14 protein-coding genes are annotated in these 18915 nt (G+C 63.3%); 9 read left to right on the forward strand and 5 right to left on the reverse strand.

Translation table 11 applies throughout. The features are described 5' to 3' along the window. Positions 1–63 precede the first annotated feature (63 nt). Together htpG and PPGU16_RS11805 are read right to left on the reverse strand one after the other, a co-directional pair. Positions 64–1956, reverse strand: coding sequence for a molecular chaperone HtpG (gene htpG, locus PPGU16_RS11800; protein ID WP_180720145.1), 1893 nt, complete (start codon positions 1954–1956; stop codon positions 64–66). A gap of 136 nt (positions 1957–2092) precedes the next feature. Then, positions 2093–3553: an aminotransferase-like domain-containing protein gene (locus PPGU16_RS11805; protein ID WP_180720146.1), complete on the reverse strand. Its 1461-nt coding sequence runs from the start codon at positions 3551–3553 to the stop codon at positions 2093–2095. A 393-nt stretch (positions 3554–3946) separates the two neighbouring features. On the opposite strand from PPGU16_RS11805, the gene PPGU16_RS11810 reads away from it, so the two are divergent. The 7 genes from PPGU16_RS11810 (at position 3947) to PPGU16_RS11840 (ending at position 12752) form a co-directional block, all read left to right on the forward strand. Continuing rightward, positions 3947–4627 (forward strand): VOC family protein, encoded by a 681-nt coding sequence (locus PPGU16_RS11810; protein WP_180720147.1) that lies wholly within the window; start codon positions 3947–3949, stop codon positions 4625–4627. A 33-nt stretch (positions 4628–4660) separates the two neighbouring features. Further along, a complete protein-coding gene (locus PPGU16_RS11815; RefSeq protein WP_180720148.1) occupies positions 4661–5566 on the forward strand; it encodes a DMT family transporter in 906 nt (301 codons plus the stop codon). A gap of 63 nt (positions 5567–5629) precedes the next feature. Then, positions 5630–6826, forward strand: coding sequence for an aminotransferase-like domain-containing protein (locus tag PPGU16_RS11820; RefSeq protein WP_180720149.1), 1197 nt, complete (start codon positions 5630–5632; stop codon positions 6824–6826). Between the two features lie 37 nt (positions 6827–6863). Next, entirely contained in the window at positions 6864–7328 is a 465-nt protein-coding gene (locus PPGU16_RS11825) for a RidA family protein (RefSeq protein ID WP_054929978.1), read from the forward strand. 220 nt (positions 7329–7548) lie between these two features. Next, positions 7549–8439 carry a PhzF family phenazine biosynthesis protein gene (locus PPGU16_RS11830; protein ID WP_180720150.1) on the forward strand — a complete coding sequence of 297 codons (891 nt, stop codon included), beginning with the start codon at positions 7549–7551 and terminating at the stop codon, positions 8437–8439. A 525-nt stretch (positions 8440–8964) separates the two neighbouring features. Next, positions 8965–11331, forward strand: coding sequence for a bifunctional diguanylate cyclase/phosphodiesterase (locus PPGU16_RS11835; RefSeq protein WP_180720151.1), 2367 nt, complete (start codon positions 8965–8967; stop codon positions 11329–11331). A 185-nt stretch (positions 11332–11516) separates the two neighbouring features. Then, on the forward strand, positions 11517–12752 hold the full coding sequence (locus PPGU16_RS11840; protein WP_434064396.1) for a chromate transporter: 1236 nt from the start codon (positions 11517–11519) through the stop codon (positions 12750–12752). 81 nt (positions 12753–12833) lie between these two features. Here the strand turns inward: PPGU16_RS11840 and PPGU16_RS11845 are convergent, their stop codons facing one another. The 3 genes from PPGU16_RS11845 to PPGU16_RS11855 form a co-directional block, all read right to left on the reverse strand. Next, positions 12834–13292: a CopD family protein gene (locus tag PPGU16_RS11845; protein ID WP_054929974.1), complete on the reverse strand. Its 459-nt coding sequence runs from the start codon at positions 13290–13292 to the stop codon at positions 12834–12836. Positions 13293–13472: 180 nt separating this feature from the next. Further along, positions 13473–15794 carry a DNA topoisomerase IV subunit A gene (gene parC / locus PPGU16_RS11850; protein ID WP_180720152.1) on the reverse strand — a complete coding sequence of 774 codons (2322 nt, stop codon included), beginning with the start codon at positions 15792–15794 and terminating at the stop codon, positions 13473–13475. Between the two features lie 85 nt (positions 15795–15879). Then, positions 15880–17865: a DNA topoisomerase IV subunit B gene (locus tag PPGU16_RS11855; protein ID WP_180720153.1), complete on the reverse strand. Its 1986-nt coding sequence runs from the start codon at positions 17863–17865 to the stop codon at positions 15880–15882. A 384-nt stretch (positions 17866–18249) separates the two neighbouring features. On the opposite strand from PPGU16_RS11855, the gene PPGU16_RS11860 reads away from it, so the two are divergent. Continuing rightward, positions 18250–18540 (forward strand): nucleotidyltransferase family protein, encoded by a 291-nt coding sequence (locus tag PPGU16_RS11860; RefSeq protein ID WP_180720154.1) that lies wholly within the window; start codon positions 18250–18252, stop codon positions 18538–18540. Beyond that, the gene (locus PPGU16_RS11865; RefSeq protein ID WP_180720155.1) at positions 18537–18896 is read left to right on the forward strand and encodes a HepT-like ribonuclease domain-containing protein; all 360 of its coding nucleotides are present in this window, start codon (positions 18537–18539) and stop codon (positions 18894–18896) included. The genes PPGU16_RS11860 and PPGU16_RS11865 overlap by 4 nt, the downstream gene beginning before the upstream one ends. Positions 18897–18915 lie beyond the last annotated feature (19 nt).

Here is an 18915-nt window from a genome sequence, read left to right on the forward strand (position 1 = left end):
TCGCGCCTCACAAACAAAAAAGCCTGGCGCGCAGCCAGGCTTTTTCAGCAACGCTCTAACGCATCACCGCGCCAGCAACAACGCATTCGTCCGCTTCACAAAACTCGCGGGATCTTCGAGCGCACCACCTTCCGCCAGCAGCGCCTGATCGAACAACAGATGACACCAGTCATCGAAATTCGCGTTATCGGTGCTGAGATTCTTGACCAGCGCGTGCTCCGGATTCACCTCCAGAATCGGATGGAACGCGGGCGCGTTCTGCCCTGCAGCCTTCAGCATGCGCTGCAAGTAACCGCTCATATCGCCTTCATCCGCGACGAGACACGACGGTGAATCCGTCAGGCGGAACGTCAGCCGCACGTCCTTCGCCTTGTCCTTGAGCGCTTCCTTCATGCGCTCGACGAGCGGCTTCAGTTCTTCGCCGACCTTCTCCTGCGCCTGCTTTTCTTCATCGTTCAGCTGGCCCAGATCGAGGTCGCCACGCGCGACGCTTTGCAGCGGCTTGCCATCGAACTCATTGAGGAACGACAGCATCCATTCGTCGACGCGATCCGTCAGCAGCAGCACTTCGACGCCCTTCTTGCGGAACACTTCGAGGTGCGGGCTGTTCTTCGCTGCCTGATAGGTATCGGCCGTGACGTAGTAGATCTTCGACTGCTCGGGCTTCATGCGCGCGACGTAATCCGCCAGCGACACGTTCTGCTCGGATGAGTCGTTATGCGTCGACGCGAAACGCGCGAGCTTCGCAATCCGCTCCTTGTTCGAGAAGTCTTCGCCGATGCCTTCCTTCAGCACCTGACCAAACTCCTTCCAGAACGTCGCGTACTTTTCCTTTTCGGCCGCTTCTTCCGAGTTCGCCAGTTCTTCGAGCATCGACAGCGCGCGCTTGGTCACGCCTTCGCGGATCGCCTTCACGTCGCGGCTTTCCTGCAGCAGTTCGCGCGACACGTTCAGCGGCAGATCAGCGGAATCGACCACGCCCTTCACGAAACGCAGATACGCAGGCAGCAGTTGCTCGGCGTCGTCCATGATGAACACGCGCTTCACGTACAGCTTCAGGCCGCCGCGATGATCGCGGTTCCACATGTCGAACGGCGCGTGCGACGGCACATACAGCAGTTGCGTGTACTCGCTGCGGCCTTCGACGCGGTTATGCGTCCACGTCAGCGGGTCCTGATGATCGTGCGACAGGTGCTGGTAGAACTGCTTGTATTGCTCGTCGGTGATGTCGCTCTTCGAACGGGTCCACAGCGCGCTCGCCTGGTTGACGGTCTCGTCCTCGTCCTTCGCGACCATCTCGCCCTTCTCGGCGTCCCACTCTTCCTTCTGCATCAGGATGGGCAGCGCGACGTGATCCGAGTATTTCTGAATGATCGACTTGAGCTTGTGCGAAGACAGCAGTTCGTCTTCGTCGGCGCGCAGGTGCAGCGTGATCGTCGTGCCGCGTTGCGCGCGCTCGATCGTATCGACCGAGAAGTCGCCCTCGCCCGCGCTCGTCCAGCGCACGCCTTCCGACGCCGGCAAACCGGCGCGGCGCGTTTCCACCGTGATCTTGTCCGCGACGATGAAGCCCGAATAAAAACCAACGCCGAACTGGCCGATCAGCGCCGCGTCCTTCTGCTGGTCGCCCGACAGCTTGCCGAAGAATTCCTTCGTGCCCGAGCGCGCGATCGTGCCGAGATTAGAGACCGCTTCGTCGCGGCTCATGCCGATGCCGTTGTCGTCGATGCTGATGGTGCGCGCGTCCTTGTCGAACGACACGCGAATGCGCAGGTTCGGATCGTTCTCGTACAGCGCGTTGTTTTCGATCGCTTCGAAGCGCAGCTTGTCCGCCGCGTCGGATGCGTTCGAGATCAGTTCGCGCAGGAAGATTTCCTTGTTGCTGTACAGCGAATGGATCATCAGGTGCAGAAGCTGTTTCACTTCTGCCTGAAAGCTCATGGTTTCTTGTGCCATGGTCAGTTTTCCCCTTCTATTGCAGGTTGATTCGTGGATTCGAAGCTGAATGTGTCTGTCAGCGTAAGGCGTTTTTCAGACGTTGCCGGCTCAAATGGGGGCGCGCGCCGCCAATTCAAGGGGCCTCATGTCGCCCTCACGACGCCCGCCGCGCGACGCCGTCCAGATAACGGCACAGGAACGCGGGCAGCGCCGGGTCGCCGCAATTCGCGACGTTGAAGCGCATCCAGGTGGTCGGCGACTGCTGCGGCGAGAACAGGCTTCCCGGGGTCAGCAAAAAGCCTTCCTCGTGGCCTGCGGCCGCCAGCGCGTCGGCGTCGACACCCGTATCCGCCCACACGAACATCCCGGCCGCGGGCGTCTGAAACATGCGCAAGCCCGTCTTTTCGAGCATCCGCACGGATTTGTCGCGCACGCTGTCGAGCCGCGCGCGCAGCCGCTCGACGTGCCGCCGGTAGTGGCCTTCCGTCAGGATCTTGTACAGCACGCGCTCGTTCAGTTCGGGCGTCGTCATGCCGACCAGCATCTTCTGGTCGGTGACGGCCTTCGCGACGTCCAGCGACGACGCGATGAAACCGACCCGCAGATTCGCCGCCAGCGTCTTCGAAAAGCTGCCCAGATAGATCACGCGCTTCAGCTGGTCGAGGCTCGCGAGGCGCGTCGCGGGAAAGCCCGGCGGGCACAGGTCGCCGTAGATATCGTCTTCGACGACGATGAAGTCGTACTCCTCAGCTAGCCGCAGGATGCGGAACGCCTGCGCCGCCGTCAGCGACGTGCCCGTCGGGTTCTGCAGCACGGAGTTGATGACGAGCATTTTCGGCCGCCAGGTCTGCACGAGCGTTTCCAGCGCGTCGAGGTCGGGCCCGTCCGGCGTGTAAGGCATACCGACCAGGCGCGCGCCCTGCGACGCAAAGCGCCCGAACATCTGGAACCACGCCGGATCGCCGACGATCACGGAATCGCCCGGCTGCACGTAGAGTCGCGCGATCAGGTCGATGGCCTGTGTGATGCCCGACACGAGCACGATCTGATCGGGCGATGCGCCGATTTCCAGTTCTTCGAGCCGCGTCTGCAGCTGCTGCCGCAGCGGCAGGAAGCCTTGCGGCGTGCCGAAGCCGAGCATTTGCGCGCCGCTTTGCCGGCCGAGCGTGCGCAGCGCGCCCGTAATCAGTTCGCCGTCGAGCCAGCGCGACGGCAGATAGCCGAGGCCGGGGCCGCGCTCGGGACGCGTCGAAGTGTGCAGCATGTTGCGCAACAGCCAGACGACGTCGATCGTGCTCGGCGCGGGCGCCGCGTCGGGCGCGGCGGCGCGGCGCTCGACGGGCAGCGGGCCGGCCGCAAGCCGCTCGCGTACGTAAAAACCCGAGCCGCGCCGCGAATCCAGATAGCCCTGCGCGACAAGGCGCTCGTACGCCTCGACCACCGTGAAACGCGACACGCCCTTATCGAGGGCGAGCTTGCGGATCGACGGCATGCGCATACCGGGGCGGAACACGCGCTCCTCGATGCGGCGGCGCGCCCACTGGACGAGCTGATCGACGAGCGTCAGCGCCGAAGCGTCGTGCGGGGCGGGAATCAGGTCGAGCGGGACGGACATGGCGAACTCCAGCTGGTGCTGCAAGGGCAACGTCGGGAACGGCGTGCAGCGGGCGCTACCCGTTGCGAGAACGGAAGTCCATCAGACGCATGGACAACTGTACCGAATAGTATCGAAGCGATTGTACCGTTACTGTGCCGGTCACTGTCGGTACATTTGATTCGACGCTCAGCCTTTTGCGACTGACTTTCGACCCGTTTCAACCCCGTTTTTGCCCAATTTTGCGCGCTCCAACAGACGCTGCGCGAAGCCCGCTTCATCCGGCCATGCCGCACTGCGCATGGTCCGGCCGCAAGCCGAACGGTATTCTTACGGATTCGTCTGGTCGCCGGCACGCCACTCACCAGCGCCTGCCGCAGCGGCCTTCAGCAGAACGACCGTCCTCTTGCAGCCATGACCGCACAAACGCTACGCATCGATCACCTCGTTGTTTCCGCCCGCACCCTCGACGAAGGCACGCAATACGTCGCCGATACGCTTGGCTTCGCGCCGTCGGGCGGCGGCGCGCATCCGTCGATGCGCACGCATAACCGGCTGCTCAACCTGTGGGGCGGCGCGTATCTGGAAGTGATCGCGATCGATCCCGACGCGGCGCAAGCCGCCGACGCCCGCCCACGCCTGTTCGCGCTCGACGATCCCGCCGTGCACGCGCGCCTCGCGAAGGGCCCGTATCTGTCGCACTGGGTCGCGCGCGTCGAGCGGCCGAAGAATCTGGCGCTGTGGCAACAGCAGTATCCGGAGCGCATTTCGACCGTCGTGCCGATGACGCGCGGCGATTTCACCTGGAGCCTGACAGTCGCCGACGACGGCGCTTTCCCGTCGTGGCAAGGCGTGGGCGACGGTGTCGTGCCGTCGCTGATCCAGTGGGACACGCCGCGCCATCCGTCGGACGTGCTGCCGGAAACCGGCCTCGCATTGAAGGCGCTGAAGGGCTGGCATCCGCGAGCCGACATCGTCGCGCAGCAGTTGCAATGGCTCGGTGCGGCCCATCTGATCGCGCTGGACAGCACGGACGGCGCGCCCACGTTGACCGCTGAAATCGAAACCCCGAGCGGGCTGCGCACGCTCAAATAATCAGATAACCCTAACTAAAGAGAGACAGAAGCAATGAAGCGCGAAACCCAGGGCATGCTGCTCGGCCTGATCGGCGTGGTGATTTTCAGTCTGACGCTGCCGATGACCCGCATCGTCGTCGCCGAATTCAGCCCGCTGCTGAACGGCCTGGGCCGCGCGCTCGCCGCTGCCGTTCCCGCCGCCGTGCTGCTCGCAGTCCGCCGCGAAAAGCTGCCGACGTGGCCGCAACTGAAGAGCCTCGCCGTCGTGTCGCTGGGCGTGATCGTCGCGTTTCCGGTGTTTTCCGCGTGGGCAATGAAGACGGTGCCGGCTTCGCATGGTGCCGTCGTCAACGGCTTGCAGCCGCTGTGCGTCGCCATCTATGCGGCGTGGCTGTCGCACGAGCGTCCGTCGAAGGCCTTCTGGGCGAGCGCCGTCGCAGGCAGCGCGATCGTCATCGCGTTCGCCTTGCAGGCGGGCGGCGGCGCGCTTCAGGCGGGCGACCTGCTGATGCTGGTCGCCGTCGGCATCGGCGCGCTCGGCTATGCGGAAGGCGCGCGGCTCGCACGGCAGATCGGCGGCTGGCAGGTGATCTGCTGGGCGCTCGTGGTGTCCGCGCCGTTCCTGCTCGTTCCCGTCGCGTGGCTCGGCTGGGAACAGCATGTCACGCATCCCGGCCCCGTCGCGCTGAAAACGTGGCTCGCGTTCGGCTACGTCACGGTGTTCTCGCAGTTCATCGGCTTTTTTGCGTGGTATGCGGGCCTCGCCATGGGCGGGACGGCGCGCGTCGGCCAGGTGCAACTGCTGCAGATCTTCTTCACGATGGCGTTCTCCGCGCTCTTCTTCGGCGAGACCGTCGCGCCCGTCACGTGGATTTTCGCGGCCGCCGTGATCGCCACCGTGATGCTGGGCCGCAAGGCCGTCGTACATACGGCCGTGCGGCCGGTTCGCGCCGCCTGACGAGTTCGCGCGATAATCCTTCTTTTGACCGACCACCTGTTCCGCTACATCGACGAGGAGACCATGAATCAAAGCGACCTCAATGCCCCGACCTGGCAATTGTCCGAACGCGCTCGCAAGCTCACCAGCTCGGCGATTCGCGAAATCCTGAAGGTCACCGAGCGGCCCGAGGTCATTTCGTTCGCGGGCGGTCTGCCGTCGCCGGCCACCTTCCCGGCCGAAGAAATGCGCGCGGCCTCCGACCGCATCCTGCGCGACTCGCCCGCCGCCGCGCTCCAGTACAGCGCGACGGAAGGCTATCTGCCGCTGCGCGAATGGGTCGCGCAACGCTATTCGGTGAACGGCGCGCAGATCCGTGCTTCGCAGGTGCTGATCACGACGGGCTCGCAACAGGCGCTCGATCTGCTCGGCAAGGTGCTGGTCTGCCCGGAAAGCCCCGTGCTCGTCGAAACGCCGACCTATCTCGGCGCGCTGCAATCGTTCTCGATGTACGAGCCGCGCTACGTTCAGGTGCCGACGGACGATAACGGCCTGATCCCCGAAGCCCTCACGCCCGAACTCACCAAAGGCGCGCGTCTGCTTTACGCGCAACCGAACTTCCAGAATCCGACGGGGCGCCGCCTGCCCATCGAGCGCCGCCGCGCGCTCGCCGAATTCGCGAAGTCGGCGCCCTTCCCCGTCATCGAAGACGATCCGTACGGCGCGCTCGACTACCGCGGCGAACCTCTGCCGACCATGCTGTCGATGTCGCCCGATCACATCGTGCATCTCGGTTCGTTCTCGAAGGTGCTGGCGCCGGGCCTGCGCATCGGCTACATCATTGCGCCCGAAGAACTCCACTTCAAGCTCGTGCAGGCCAAGCAGGCCACGGACCTCCACACGCCGAGCTTCACGCAGCGCATCGTGCATGAAGTCGTGAAAGACGGCTTCCTCGACACGCATGTGCCGAAGATCCGCGCGCTGTATCGCGACCAGTGCGAAGCGATGCTCGGCTCGCTCGAACGCTACATGCCCGAAGGCGTGACATGGAACCGGCCGGAAGGCGGCATGTTCATCTGGGTGTCGCTGCCGAAGCATATCGATACGATGAAGCTGCTCGAAGCAGCCGTCGCGCAGAACGTCGCGTTCGTGCCGGGCGGTCCGTTCTTCGCGAACGAAGCGCAGCACAACACGCTGCGCCTGTCGTTCGTGACCGTGCCGCCCGCGAAGATCGACGAAGGCGTTGCGCGTCTCGCGGAACTGATCCGCGCACGCGTTTAAGCAAACACCATTTTCCATTCATCGACGAGGACACGTCATGGCTCAATCGAATGTGTATGACAAGCTGAAGGAACTGGGCATCGAGTTGCCCGTCGCGGGCGCGCCCGCTGCCGCGTATGTGATGAGCGCGCAAAGCGGCAACACGGTGTACCTGTCGGGTCACATCGCGAAGAAAGACGGCAAGGTGTGGGCCGGCAAGCTCGGCGACAACGTCAGCACGGAAGAAGGCAAGACGGCCGCACGCTCGGTCGCGATCGATCTGCTCGCCACCTTGCACGCGCATGTCGGCGATCTGAACCGCGTGACGCGCATCGTCAAGGTGATGAGCCTCGTGAACTCGACGCTCGATTTCACCGAGCAGCACATCGTCACGAACGGCGCATCGGAACTGATCGCCGACGTGTTCGGCGAGCGCGGCAAGCACGCGCGTTCGGCATTCGGCGTTGCGCAGATTCCGCTTGGCGCATGCGTCGAGATCGAACTGATCGCCGAGGTGCAATAAGCGGCGCGGATCAACGCGCGAGGCGTTCGTGGTTGCGAGCGCCTTGGTCGCGAATCCGTACCGACGCTAACGCGCCGTCGATGATGTGAAAGCGTCATCGGCGGCGTTTTTTTATCTGCGTCTGACCTCGCATGCGCCGCTGCGTTGTGCCGTCACAACACGGCACGCGCACATCGCACTGGGCACAAACCCCAGGTCGGACACCGAACAAGGACACACGATGCAAGAGCAAACCGTCCGCTTCAAACAGGTCGATGTCTTCACGTCCGTGCCGTTCAAAGGCAATCCGCTCGCCGTGGTTTTCGATGCGGACACACTCGACACTGAACAGATGCAGGCCATCGCGCACTGGACGAATCTGTCGGAAACGACGTTCCTGCTAAAGCCGACCGACCCGTCGGCCGATTACCGGGTGCGCATCTTCACGACCCACGGTGAGTTGCCGTTCGCCGGCCATCCGACGCTCGGCACCGCGCACGCATGGCGCGAAGCGGGCAACCAGCCGAAGCAGCCGGGCCGCCTCGTGCAGCAATGCGGTGCGGGTCTCATCGAACTGGCGGAAGAAGACAGCGCGCGCAATGTGTGGGCATTCGCTGCCCCGCCCGCGCGCGTCTCGCCGCTCGCACAAAGCGAATACGCCGCGCTCGCCGACGCATTGCGCAGCGATGCAATCGATTACACGGCGCAACCGTGCGGCGTCGACAACGGTCCGAAATGGCTCGTCGTCCGTATGAAATCGGCGGACGCATGTCTCGCGCTCGATCCCGATGCGGCAGCGCTGCGGCGTGTCGCGCAAACGGCAGGCGCGCTAGGTCTCGCGGCTTACGGCCCCCATGACGCAAACGGCCCGGCGACTTTCGAGTTGCGCTGCCTGCTATTGGGCGGCAACCTCGGTGTAGGGGAAGACCCTGTCACGGGCAGTGCGAACGCCGCGGTCGCGGGGTTGCCGACCACACAGAATATGCGGCCCGGCAATCAGTACACCGTGCGCCAGGGCACCGCGATCGGCCGCGCCGGCGACGTCTATGTGCGCTATGACGACGCAGCAGGCAAGACGTGGATAGGCGGCGCGTCGGTGACGATTATCGACGGCACGTTCCGTCTGCCGTAAAACTGCAGGCGTAATCAATGGAAATGAGCGGCGACTGAATTGACATTTGCGCGTCACCTGGATGCTCTAAAAATCCACTCGATGCGCACACATAAAATGCCCCAATCCAGCGCAAATGCGGCCATTCATGCACACTGCATGAATGGCCGCATTGCCATGATGGCTGTCGAACTATCATTGCGGCAATCCATCATGCTTGCCGCGGCTTCGACAAACGCTTTCAAACGCCCGCCTGATGCGCCTGTTCGGGCAGCTCACGCGTTGGCGAGAAGCTTGCCCGTATGCCCGCGAAGGACAGCGTATACCCGATGCGCGAGCCCTTCCTTAATTATTGCCCATTCAGTAATATCAAATCGTAACCGATGACCAATGGGTGGTCTGGCTCGCCACCACGCCCCTGCTCCCACGTCGCAACAGCGGCGTGCCAATTCGTCGAAGCAGCCGGTTGCTTTAACATTCGCGCAGTCGAAACGCAAACACCGCAACACAAGCACAGCCGCAAGGCACAGGGTCACGGTCCAGCCGATGAATCAGTTCCGCCACGCTTCCGCTCGCGACGTCAGGCACCGCCTCGATCCGGCGGGAACGCGCCGTCGCGCGCTGCTCGCGATTCCCGCGCTTGGCGTGCTGGTGCTCGTGCTGCTGTGGACCGTTATCTTCGCGCGGCTGTCGGTTGAAAAGGAAACGACTTATCGCGAAGCGATGGCCTCGGCGGCGATCCTGTCGGCGGCACTCGAACAGCACACGGTGAAGGCGATTCACCAGGTCGATCAGATCACGCGCTTTGTCAAATTCGAATTCGAAAAAACGCCGGGACATTTCGATCTCGGCAGTACGGTTGAAAAAGGCGTCGTGCAAAGCGAAACGCTCGTGCAGGTTTCGCTGATCGACGAGCACGGCAAGCTCATCGCGAACACGGCAGACCCCAATCCGAAACCGATCGACCTGTCGGACCGCGAACACTTCAAGGTGCACGAACACGAGAACGACGACCAGCTGTTCATCAGCAAGCCGGTGCTCGGCCGCGTCTCGGGCCATTGGACCTTGCAGATGACGCGCCGTTTGAATCACCCCGATGGTTCGTTCGCGGGCGTGGTGGTGGTGTCCGAAGATCCGAGCTATTTCACGAGCGACTTCTACAACAACGCGGCCATCGGACGTGAAGGCGTGATCGCGGTGATCTCCGATAGCGGCGCCGTGCTCGCGCGCCGCACGGGCAACGCCGATCACGCGCAAGGCGTGTTCACGGCGACGGGCGTCTATCCGACCTCGGAACATGTGTCGGGCACCTATGTCGATTCGATCGACAACGTCACGCGCATCGTGTCGTACCGGCATATCGACGGCTATCCGCTCGGCGTGCTGGTCGGTCTGTCGCAGGCCGAAGAATTCGCCGACTACAACCACACGCGCAACGTGTATCTGCTGATGGCGAGCTTCATTTCGCTCGCCATGCTCGGCTTTTTTGCCGTCGCCACAGGTCTGATCGGCAAGCTGCTGGGACGCGAGCGCGAGATGACGCATCTGGTCGAGTTCGATCTGCTCACGGGCCTGCGTAACCGCTATTCGACGTTGCAGAGCCTGCGTCACGACGTGGCGCAGCCGGTCAACCTCGGGCATCTTGCGATTCTCTTCATCGACCTCGACAACTTCAAGACCGTCAACGACACGCTCGGCCACAACGCCGGCGACATCGTGCTGCAGATGACAGCCGCGCGTCTCGCGGATGCCGTCGCCGACGCAGGCGCGTTGTCGCGTATCGGCGGCGACGAGTTCGTCGTGGTGATCAAGGGCGAAGATGTCGAGAAACGCTCGGTGACGCTCGCGGAAGCGATCTCCGACGTATTCGCGAAGCCATTCGAAGTACGCGGCAGTTCGTTCGTACTGCATGCGAGCATCGGCATTGCGCTCTATTCGGTCGCGAACGAAAGCGAAATCGATCTGCTGAAAAAAGCCGACCTTGCGATGTACAGCGCGAAGGACGCGGGCAAGAACTGCTATCAGTTCTACTCGCCGCATCTGTCGCATCGCGCGGACCATCTGATGAAGTGGGAACAGCAGCTGCGCGTCGCGCTTGCCGACCAGCAACTGTTCCTCGCCTATCAGCCAAAGATCGATCTGGCGCGCCGCTGCATCACGGGCTTCGAAGCGCTCGTGCGCTGGAACCATCCGCAGCACGGCCTGATTCCCGCGAACGAGTTCATCCCTGTGGCGGAGTCGACGGGCCTGATCGTGCCCATCGGCGACTTCGTGATTCGCACCGCGTGCCGCCAGCTCGCGCAATGGCAGCAACAGGGTTACGACACGCTGTCACTTGCCGTGAACATTTCGGCCGTACAGTTCTGGCGCGGCGATCTGTTCGAGACGATCTCGCGCGCGATCGAAGAAACAGGCATTGCCGCGCGTCGCCTCGAACTCGAAATCACGGAGACGGCGATGATGGAGTATCCCGATCTCGTCTCCGAAAAGATCTTCGCGTTGAAGCGGCTGGGCGTACGCATCGCGCTCGACGACTTCGGCACGGGCTATTCGTCGCTGTCCTATCTGAACCGCTTCTCGGTCGACACGCTAAAGGTCGACCGCTCGTTCGTGCAGGCCATTCCCGGCGACCGGAGCGTGTGCGTGATGGTGACGGCCATCGTCAATCTCGCGCGCTCGCTGGGGCTGACGGTGGTGGTCGAAGGCACGGAGACGGAAGAACAGATTGCGTGGCTCGCGGCATTGGGGCACATCGAGGCGCAGGGTTTTCTGTTCTCGCGGCCCGTGCCCGCCGACGCCATTCCAGCGTTGCTCGAACGTTTCGGCGTCTGCGGCACCGCACGTCATGCGCACGCGAGCGACGTGGACAACAGCGACGCCGCGAGCACCAGCACGAGCAACGAATCGGCCTGAGCGGAGCGGCTCGCTTCCACGCCGCTTTGCTGCGATGAGGGCTGCCTCACGGCATCGCGCGGGCAGACGATAGCGGTATCGACACATATCGAGCGAGCCCGCTCGACCTCGCATGACCTCAGCGCGCGCCGTCGCGGCCATCGGCGGTGCGCGCCGGATAAGAAACCAGCCCAACAGGGGTTCACATGCAGCCAGCCCGGCAGATGACGGCGCTCCATGCGTCGGCGGGAGACGAAGCCACGCGATGCCACGAGCGCGAGCCGCTCTGGACGCTCTTTCGCGTCGTGTTTGGTTTGTCCGCGCTGTCGTGGGGCGGACTCGCGCTGATGGCGCAACTGGAAAACCACTACGTCGAGCGCGAGGAGCGCCTCACGCGTCTCGCGTACTCGGACATCGTGGCCCTGGCGTGGATGGTGCCGGGTCCTGTCGGCTGCAACGTCGCGGTGCAGCTCGGTCATGTGTTGCGCGGACGCGCGGGCGCGTGGGTGGCGGGCGTCGCGAGCGTCCTGCCGTTCTTCATGCTGATGACGGCGTTCGCGATCTTCTATCGCACGCCGATCGTGCGCGAAGTCGCCTCGCAGACGCTGCTCAGTCATTTCAGCGTCGTGCTCGCGACGTTGATCGGTGTCACCTGGTACAAGCAGACGCGCGCGCTCGTGCGCGGACGGCTCGAATGGACGGCAGCCGTGCTCGGCAGCATCGCGCTGGTCGGCGCGCATACGCCTGCCGCGTATATCGGCATACTCGGCGCGGCGTTCATGTCGGGCTGGGTGCGCAGCGACGCGCGCGGCGCCCGCCTCTCGACGACCCTCAGTGCCGGCGACTGGCGCCTGCTGATCGGCCTGTGCGTGTTGCTGGTGATCTTCGCGGTGCCGCTGCCGCATCGCTATGAACTCGCGCTGTTGTGGCCGCGTCTCGCGGGTGCGGGACTGACGCTGTTCGGCGGCGGCTTCTCCGCGTTGCCCGTGTTAAAGACGCTGTTCGTTACGCCCACGGTCGGTGTGACCGACAACGACTTCACGCTGGCGTTTTCGCTATCGCCCTTGTCGCCGGGACCGCTCCTGAACGTGGTGCCGTTCTTCGGCTATCTGGTCGAAGGATGGCGCGGCGCGCTGATCGCGACGATCGCGCTCTTCCTGCCGTCGGGCTGCCTCGTCGTGCTCGCGCAGCGCCACCTGCATCAGTTGAAGACGAACCCGCGTTTCGAGCACGGCATGCGCGTACTGCGCGCGGTGACGACTGCGTTTCTGGCCGTCGCGGTGCTGCGTATCGTGCGCAATGTGCCGTTCGAACCGGCGTATGCCGTGACGGCCCTGTTCTCGGGCGTCTGCTTCGCCAAGCTGAAGCTGCCTGTTTATGCCGTGTATGGGACTGTGGCTATCGTGTGCGGCGTGTGGCTGTACTTCATGCCAGCAGGTTGATGCGACGTTACCATTCGCCAATAGAAAAGCGCCGCATCAGCGGCGCTTTCGTTTGAAACGTCGTGCGTGTTGCAGCCGCGCTCAGAAGCCGCGCGACAACGCAGCCACACCGATCGTCACGACGCCCAGCACCAGATTGACGACGACCAGTCGCCGCACGGTCGCAACAGCGCGTGCGCCATCGGGCCATTTCTGCGCCTGCACCGCGCGACGGATACGCGGAAAGACCGCGAAGCGGATATGCCCGAAAATCAGCATCATCACGATGCCGATACCGGCCATCGCGTGCAGCTGCCACGTGGCGTGGCCACCGCCGAACTGCATCAGCAGGAAGCCGCCCGTCAGCAGAATGACCAGCACCGACACGCCGACCCAGTTGAAGAACCGGCCAAACACCGATTCCCACAGCGGCAGCCGCAATTGCGGCGAGAGATCTTCCAGTGCCGGACGCAGGCAGAAATGCGCGAATACCATGCCGCCGATCCACACGGCGACACCCAGCAGATGCAGAAAGAGCGCGAGTTCGATCGCCTTGTTCATAGTTGTTTTCCTTTCCCGATGTAGCGCGCGGCCGTTATGTCCTGTCGAAATACGCGGCACTGACATGCGCCAATGACCGCGTTCGACTCGTGACATGATGCGCAGTTCATTCGCTGCGCTGATTTCTTCGTTGTTTTTGTGTTGCGCCGTGAGACACCCCGCTCACGGCGTTCGCCTTCGTTACGCGCCCATCACCGGACGCAGCGACGTCACCTCTTTCAGCTTCGTATCCGGCGCGCGGCCCTTGCGGGCCCGCTTGCCGACATTCGGAGCCAGCGTGGCACCCGACAGCTGTTCTTCGGTTGGCTTGTTGCGATACATGCCTTCCAGCACGACGCCTGCCTTGGTGATGGCAAGCGCCTGCTTCAGCGCTTCGTTCGGATCGAGCGCCATCAGGATCACGCCACGTCCGCCGCCCGAGAGCGTCTTCATCTCGTCCAGGCCGAACACCAGCAGACGTCCGCCGCCCGACAGACACGCCACTTGCGTCGCATCGGGCAGCATCGGCATCGGCGCGAGCGGCGTCGCGCCCTCGTCGATCGTCATGAACGCCTTGCCCGCCTTCACGCGGCTCACCATGTCGCCGACCTTCGCGATAAAGCCGAAGCCGTTCGACGACGCCAGCAACAACGCCTGTTCCGCCGAGGCCGCGTAGTAGTGCATCAGATGCGTACCCGATTCGAGCTCGATCAGCGACGTGACAGGAACGCCGTCGCCGCGGCCGCCCGGCAATTGCGACACCGCCACGGAATACACGCGGCCCTTGCTGCCCCACGCGATCAGCATGTCGGGCGTACGGCACTGGAACGCGGCATAAAGATGATCGCCCGCCTTGAACGTGAAGCCGGCGGGATCGAGCCCGTGGCCCTTCAATGCGCGTACCCAACCTTTCTGCGACACGACCACCGTCACCGGCTCGTCGACGACGCGCGCTTCGAACGTTGCTCGCTTTTCCTGCTGGATCAGCGTGCGGCGATCGTCGCCATATTGCTTCGCGTCCGCTTCGATTTCCTTGATGATCAGGCGCTTCATCGCGGATTCGCTGCCCAGCAACTCTTCGAGCTTGGCCTTCTCGTCGCGCAGTTCGGACAGTTCCTTCTCGATCTTGATCTTTTCCAGGCGCGCCAATTGACGCAGCCGGATTTCAAGAATGTCCTCGGCCTGACGCTCCGACAGACCGAAGGCTTCGATCAGCGCCGTCTTCGGTTCGTCGGATTCGCGAATGATGCGGATGACTTCGTCGATATTCAAAAAGACGATCATCCGGCCTTCGAGGATGTGAATCCGGTCGTTGACCTTGCCCAGACGATGCTGCGTGCGGCGCGTGACCGTCGTGAAACGGAAACCGACCCATTCGCGCAGGATCTCGCCAAGACCCTTCTGACGCGGACGGCCATCCGCGCCGACCATCACCAGATTCAGCGTCGCATTCGACTCGAGGCTCGTATGCGCGAGCAGCGTGGTGACGAACTCGGTTTGATCGATGGTGCGCGACTTCGGCTCGAATACGAGACGCACGGGCGCATCCTTGCCGGACTCGTCGCGCACGGCGTCGAGCAGACCGAGAAGGGTTTGCTTCGTCTGCAACTGCTCCGGCGTCAGCGACTTCTTGCCGAGCTTGATCTTCGGATTCGTCTGTTCCTCGATCTCTTCGAGCACCTTCTGGCCGGAGGTATTCGGCGGCAACTCGGTGATGACGAGCTGCCACTGGCCGCGTGCGAGATCTTCGATCTTCCAGCGCGCACGGACCTTGAGACTGCCGCGGCCCGTTTCGTACGCCTGCGAGATTTCCGTTTCGCTCGAAATGATCTGACCGCCGCCCGGGAAGTCCGGGCCGGGCACATGCTGCATCAACTCGGCGTGCGTGATGTGCGGATGACGGATCATCGCGACGGCGGCCGCGGCGACTTCGCGCAGGTTGTGCGACGGGATTTCCGTTGCCAGGCCAACCGCGATGCCCGACGCGCCGTTCAGCAGCACGAACGGCAGCCGAGCGGGCAGCAGCTTCGGCTCTTCGAACGAGCCGTCGTAGTTCGGCATGAAATCGACGGTGCCCTGATCGATTTCGTCGAGCAGCAGTTTCGCGATCGGCGTGAGACGCGCTTCCGTGTATCGCATCGCCGCTGCGCCGTCGCCGTCGCGCGAGCCGAAGTTGCCCTGGCCGTCGATCAGCGGATAGCGCATCGAGAAATCTTGCGCGAGACGCACGAGCGCGTCGTACGCCGACTGGTCGCCGTGCGGGTGATACTTACCCAGCACGTCGCCGACCACACGCGCCGACTTCACCGGCTTTGCGTTGTCGGCGAGACCCATCTCGTTCATCGCGTACAGGATGCGGCGCTGCACGGGCTTCTGGCCGTCGCAGACGTCGGGCAGCGCGCGGCCCTTCACCACGCTCACCGCGTATTCGAGGTACGCGCTTTCAGCGTAGTCGCCGAGCGTCAGCACGTCGCCTTCGGGCGTTGCCGGCGCGGCAAAAAGATCAGGAGTGTTGTCGTCCATCTAGATTCCGTGTCCTTGTTCGGCGGCGCGCGCTTCGTGCTTCACATGCATTGCATGGGTTCGCTGGCACGAAGCGCGGCGGCGCTCAGATATCCGCTTCGACCTGGTTGCCCTTGTCCTCGAGCCAGCTGCGGCGCGACGCCGCTTCGCCCTTGCCCATCAGCATCGTCATTCGCGCGACGGTCGCGTCGAAGTCGAGCTGGCCGAGCGCGACGGGCGACAGGCGCCGCGTGTCAGGGTTCATCGTCGTGTCCCACAGCTGCTCGGCGCTCATTTCACCCAGCCCCTTGAAGCGGCTGATCGACCATTGCGATTCGCGCACGCCGTCCTTGCGCAGCTTGTCGAGGATCGCCTCGAGTTCGCCTTCATCCAGCGCGTACAGCTTCTGCGCGGGCTTCTTGCCGCGCGCGGGCGCATCGACGCGGAACAGCGGCGGACGCGCAACGTGCACGTGACCGCGTTCGATCAGTTGCGGGAAGTGCTTGAAGAACAACGTGAGCAGCAGCACCTGGATGTGCGAGCCGTCGACGTCCGCGTCGGACAAGATACAGATCTTGCCGTAGCGCAAGTTGGAGAGATCGACGGTGTCATCCGGGTTGTGCGGATCGACGCCGATGGCCACCGAAATGTCGTGCACTTCATTGTTGGCGAACAGGCGGTCACGCTCGGTTTCCCAGGTGTTCAGCACCTTGCCGCGCAACGGCAGGATGGCCTGATATTCCTTGTCGCGCCCCATCTTCGCGGAGCCGCCCGCCGAATCGCCCTCGACGAGGAACAGCTCATTACGGCCGATTTCCGTCGATTCACAGTCGGTCAGCTTGCCCGGCAACACGGCAACGCCCGAACTCTTGCGCTTCTCGACCTTCTGGCCAGCACGCGTGCGCGCCTGCGCCTGCTTGATGACGAGATCGGCGAGCTTCTTGCCGTGCTCGACGTGCTGGTTGAGCCACAGTTCCAGCGCGGGACGCGCAAACGACGACACCAGCTTCACGGCATCGCGGCTATTCAGACGTTCCTTGATTTGCCCCTGGAACTGCGGGTCGAGCACCTTCGCGGACAGCACGAACGACACGCGCGCGAACACGTCTTCCGCCAGCAGCTTCACGCCCTTCGGCTGCAGGTTGTGCAGTTCGACGAAGCTCTTCACGGCCTGGAAGAGACCGTCGCGCAAGCCCGCTTCGTGCGTGCCGCCAGCGGGCGTCGGAATCAGATTGACGTAGGACTCGCGCGTGAGCGGCCCTTCTTCGCTCCACGCGACGACCCACGCCGCGCCCTCGCCTTCGGCGAAGGTCTCTTCATTCGAGCGCGAGCTTTCCGCGTAGCGCTCGCCTTCAAAGAGAGGAATCAGCAGGTCGCTGCCCGCCATGCCTTCCATCAGATAGCCACGCAGGCCGTCTTCGTACTTCCAGCTTTGGCGTTCGCCTGTTTTCTCATTGACGAGCACCACTTCGACGCCCGGCAGCAGCACGGCCTTCGAGCGCAGCAGGCGCTGCAACTCGCCGAGCGGAAGATTCGGCGAATCGAAATATTTGGCGTCGGCCCACGCGGTCACGCGCGTGCCGGACTTCTTGTCGCTCTTCGCCGCGGCGCGCACCTGCAGTGGCTTGACGACGTCGCCATGCGAGAAGCTCAGTTCGGCGACCTTGCCGTCGCGCCACACGGTGACGTCGAGGCGCGTGGACAGCGCGTTCGTCACCGACACGCCGACGCCATGCAGGCCGCCCGAGAAGGTGTACGCGCCGCCCGCCGCCTTGTCGAACTTGCCGCCCGCGTGCAGGCGTGTGAAAACGATTTCGACGACGGGCACGCCCTCTTCGGGATGCATGCCGAACGGAATGCCGCGGCCGTCGTCTTCGACGGATACGGACTGGTCGGCGTGCAGCGTGACGGTGATCTGACGGCCGTAGCCGCCGAGCGCTTCGTCGGATGCGTTGTCGATGACTTCCTGGATGATGTGCAGCGGATTTTCGGTGCGCGTGTACATGCCGGGCCGCTGCTTGACCGGCTCCAGGCCTTTGAGCACCTTGATCGATGCTTCGCTATACGCGGCGTTAGGCTTTTTCGTTGACATGGCTTGCTCGGGTCCGTCGGTTCATCGTTGTCCACACGTCCTGTGGACAGGTGCGTGGACAATGCGTTGAGTTTTCAAAAAAAGCGAAACGAAACAACGGAGTGTGTACGCTGCGCGACTTGCGTGCAGCAGTTATCGGTTTGCCTTGCCTGCTTTCCGCGGTTTTCCGGCAAGCCCGGTTTCGGGCGATACGCTGGAACGACCGTGGGAAGCAGGTTCGCGGGTATTTTACTGATTTCGATGCGCGGGGCAATTTAGATGAAGGGTGTAGGACGGTTGGCACAGACCGACTGTCGCATCACCGCCTACGCGCGCCGCCAGGTATAGTTACGCTATTGTCAGTTTTTGATGCCTGTTTCCGACCCTGCGTCCAGGAGCGTTGAGATGAAACCCTCCGAAGCGATGCGCGAACATCGCGCCGAGATCAGAACCATTGTCGCCGAACATCACGCGCGCAACGCGCGCGTGTTCGGCTCGACCTTGACAGGCGAGGACCGCGACGACAGCGATCTCGACCTGCTCGTCGACCCGACACCGGAAACCACGCTGTTCGATCTCGCCCGTATCCAGCGCCGGCTCGAGGCTCTACTGGGGGTGTCCGTTGACGTGTTGACGCCCATGGCGTTGCCCGAGTCGTTTCGCGCCCGCGTCATCAGCGAAGCGGTGCCCGTGTGAAGAAAAGCGACCTGCGCATTGTCGATTTTCTCGACCATATTCTGGAAGCAATTGGCAGAATCGAGCGCTACACACGTGGTATCACAGACGACGCGTTTGCCGCTGATTCTCTCATTCAGGATGCTGCAATCCGTAATCTTGAGATCATCGGCGAAGCCGCGCGCAACGTCGAGCGCGTCTCCCCGGAATTCGCCGCTGCACACGCTGATGTGCCTTGGGAAGACATGTACTTGATGCGAAACCGTGTCTCGCACGGCTATTTTTCGGTGGACGCGGGCGTTATCTGGCAGACGATCGTACGCGACCTTCCTGTTTTGAAGCAGCAAATCGCTGCAATTCGCGAGCAGACACCGTAACATCCGCTCGCGCTACGCG

This window comes from Paraburkholderia largidicola, from assembly GCF_013426895.1.
Taxonomy (GTDB): domain Bacteria; phylum Pseudomonadota; class Gammaproteobacteria; order Burkholderiales; family Burkholderiaceae; genus Paraburkholderia; species Paraburkholderia largidicola.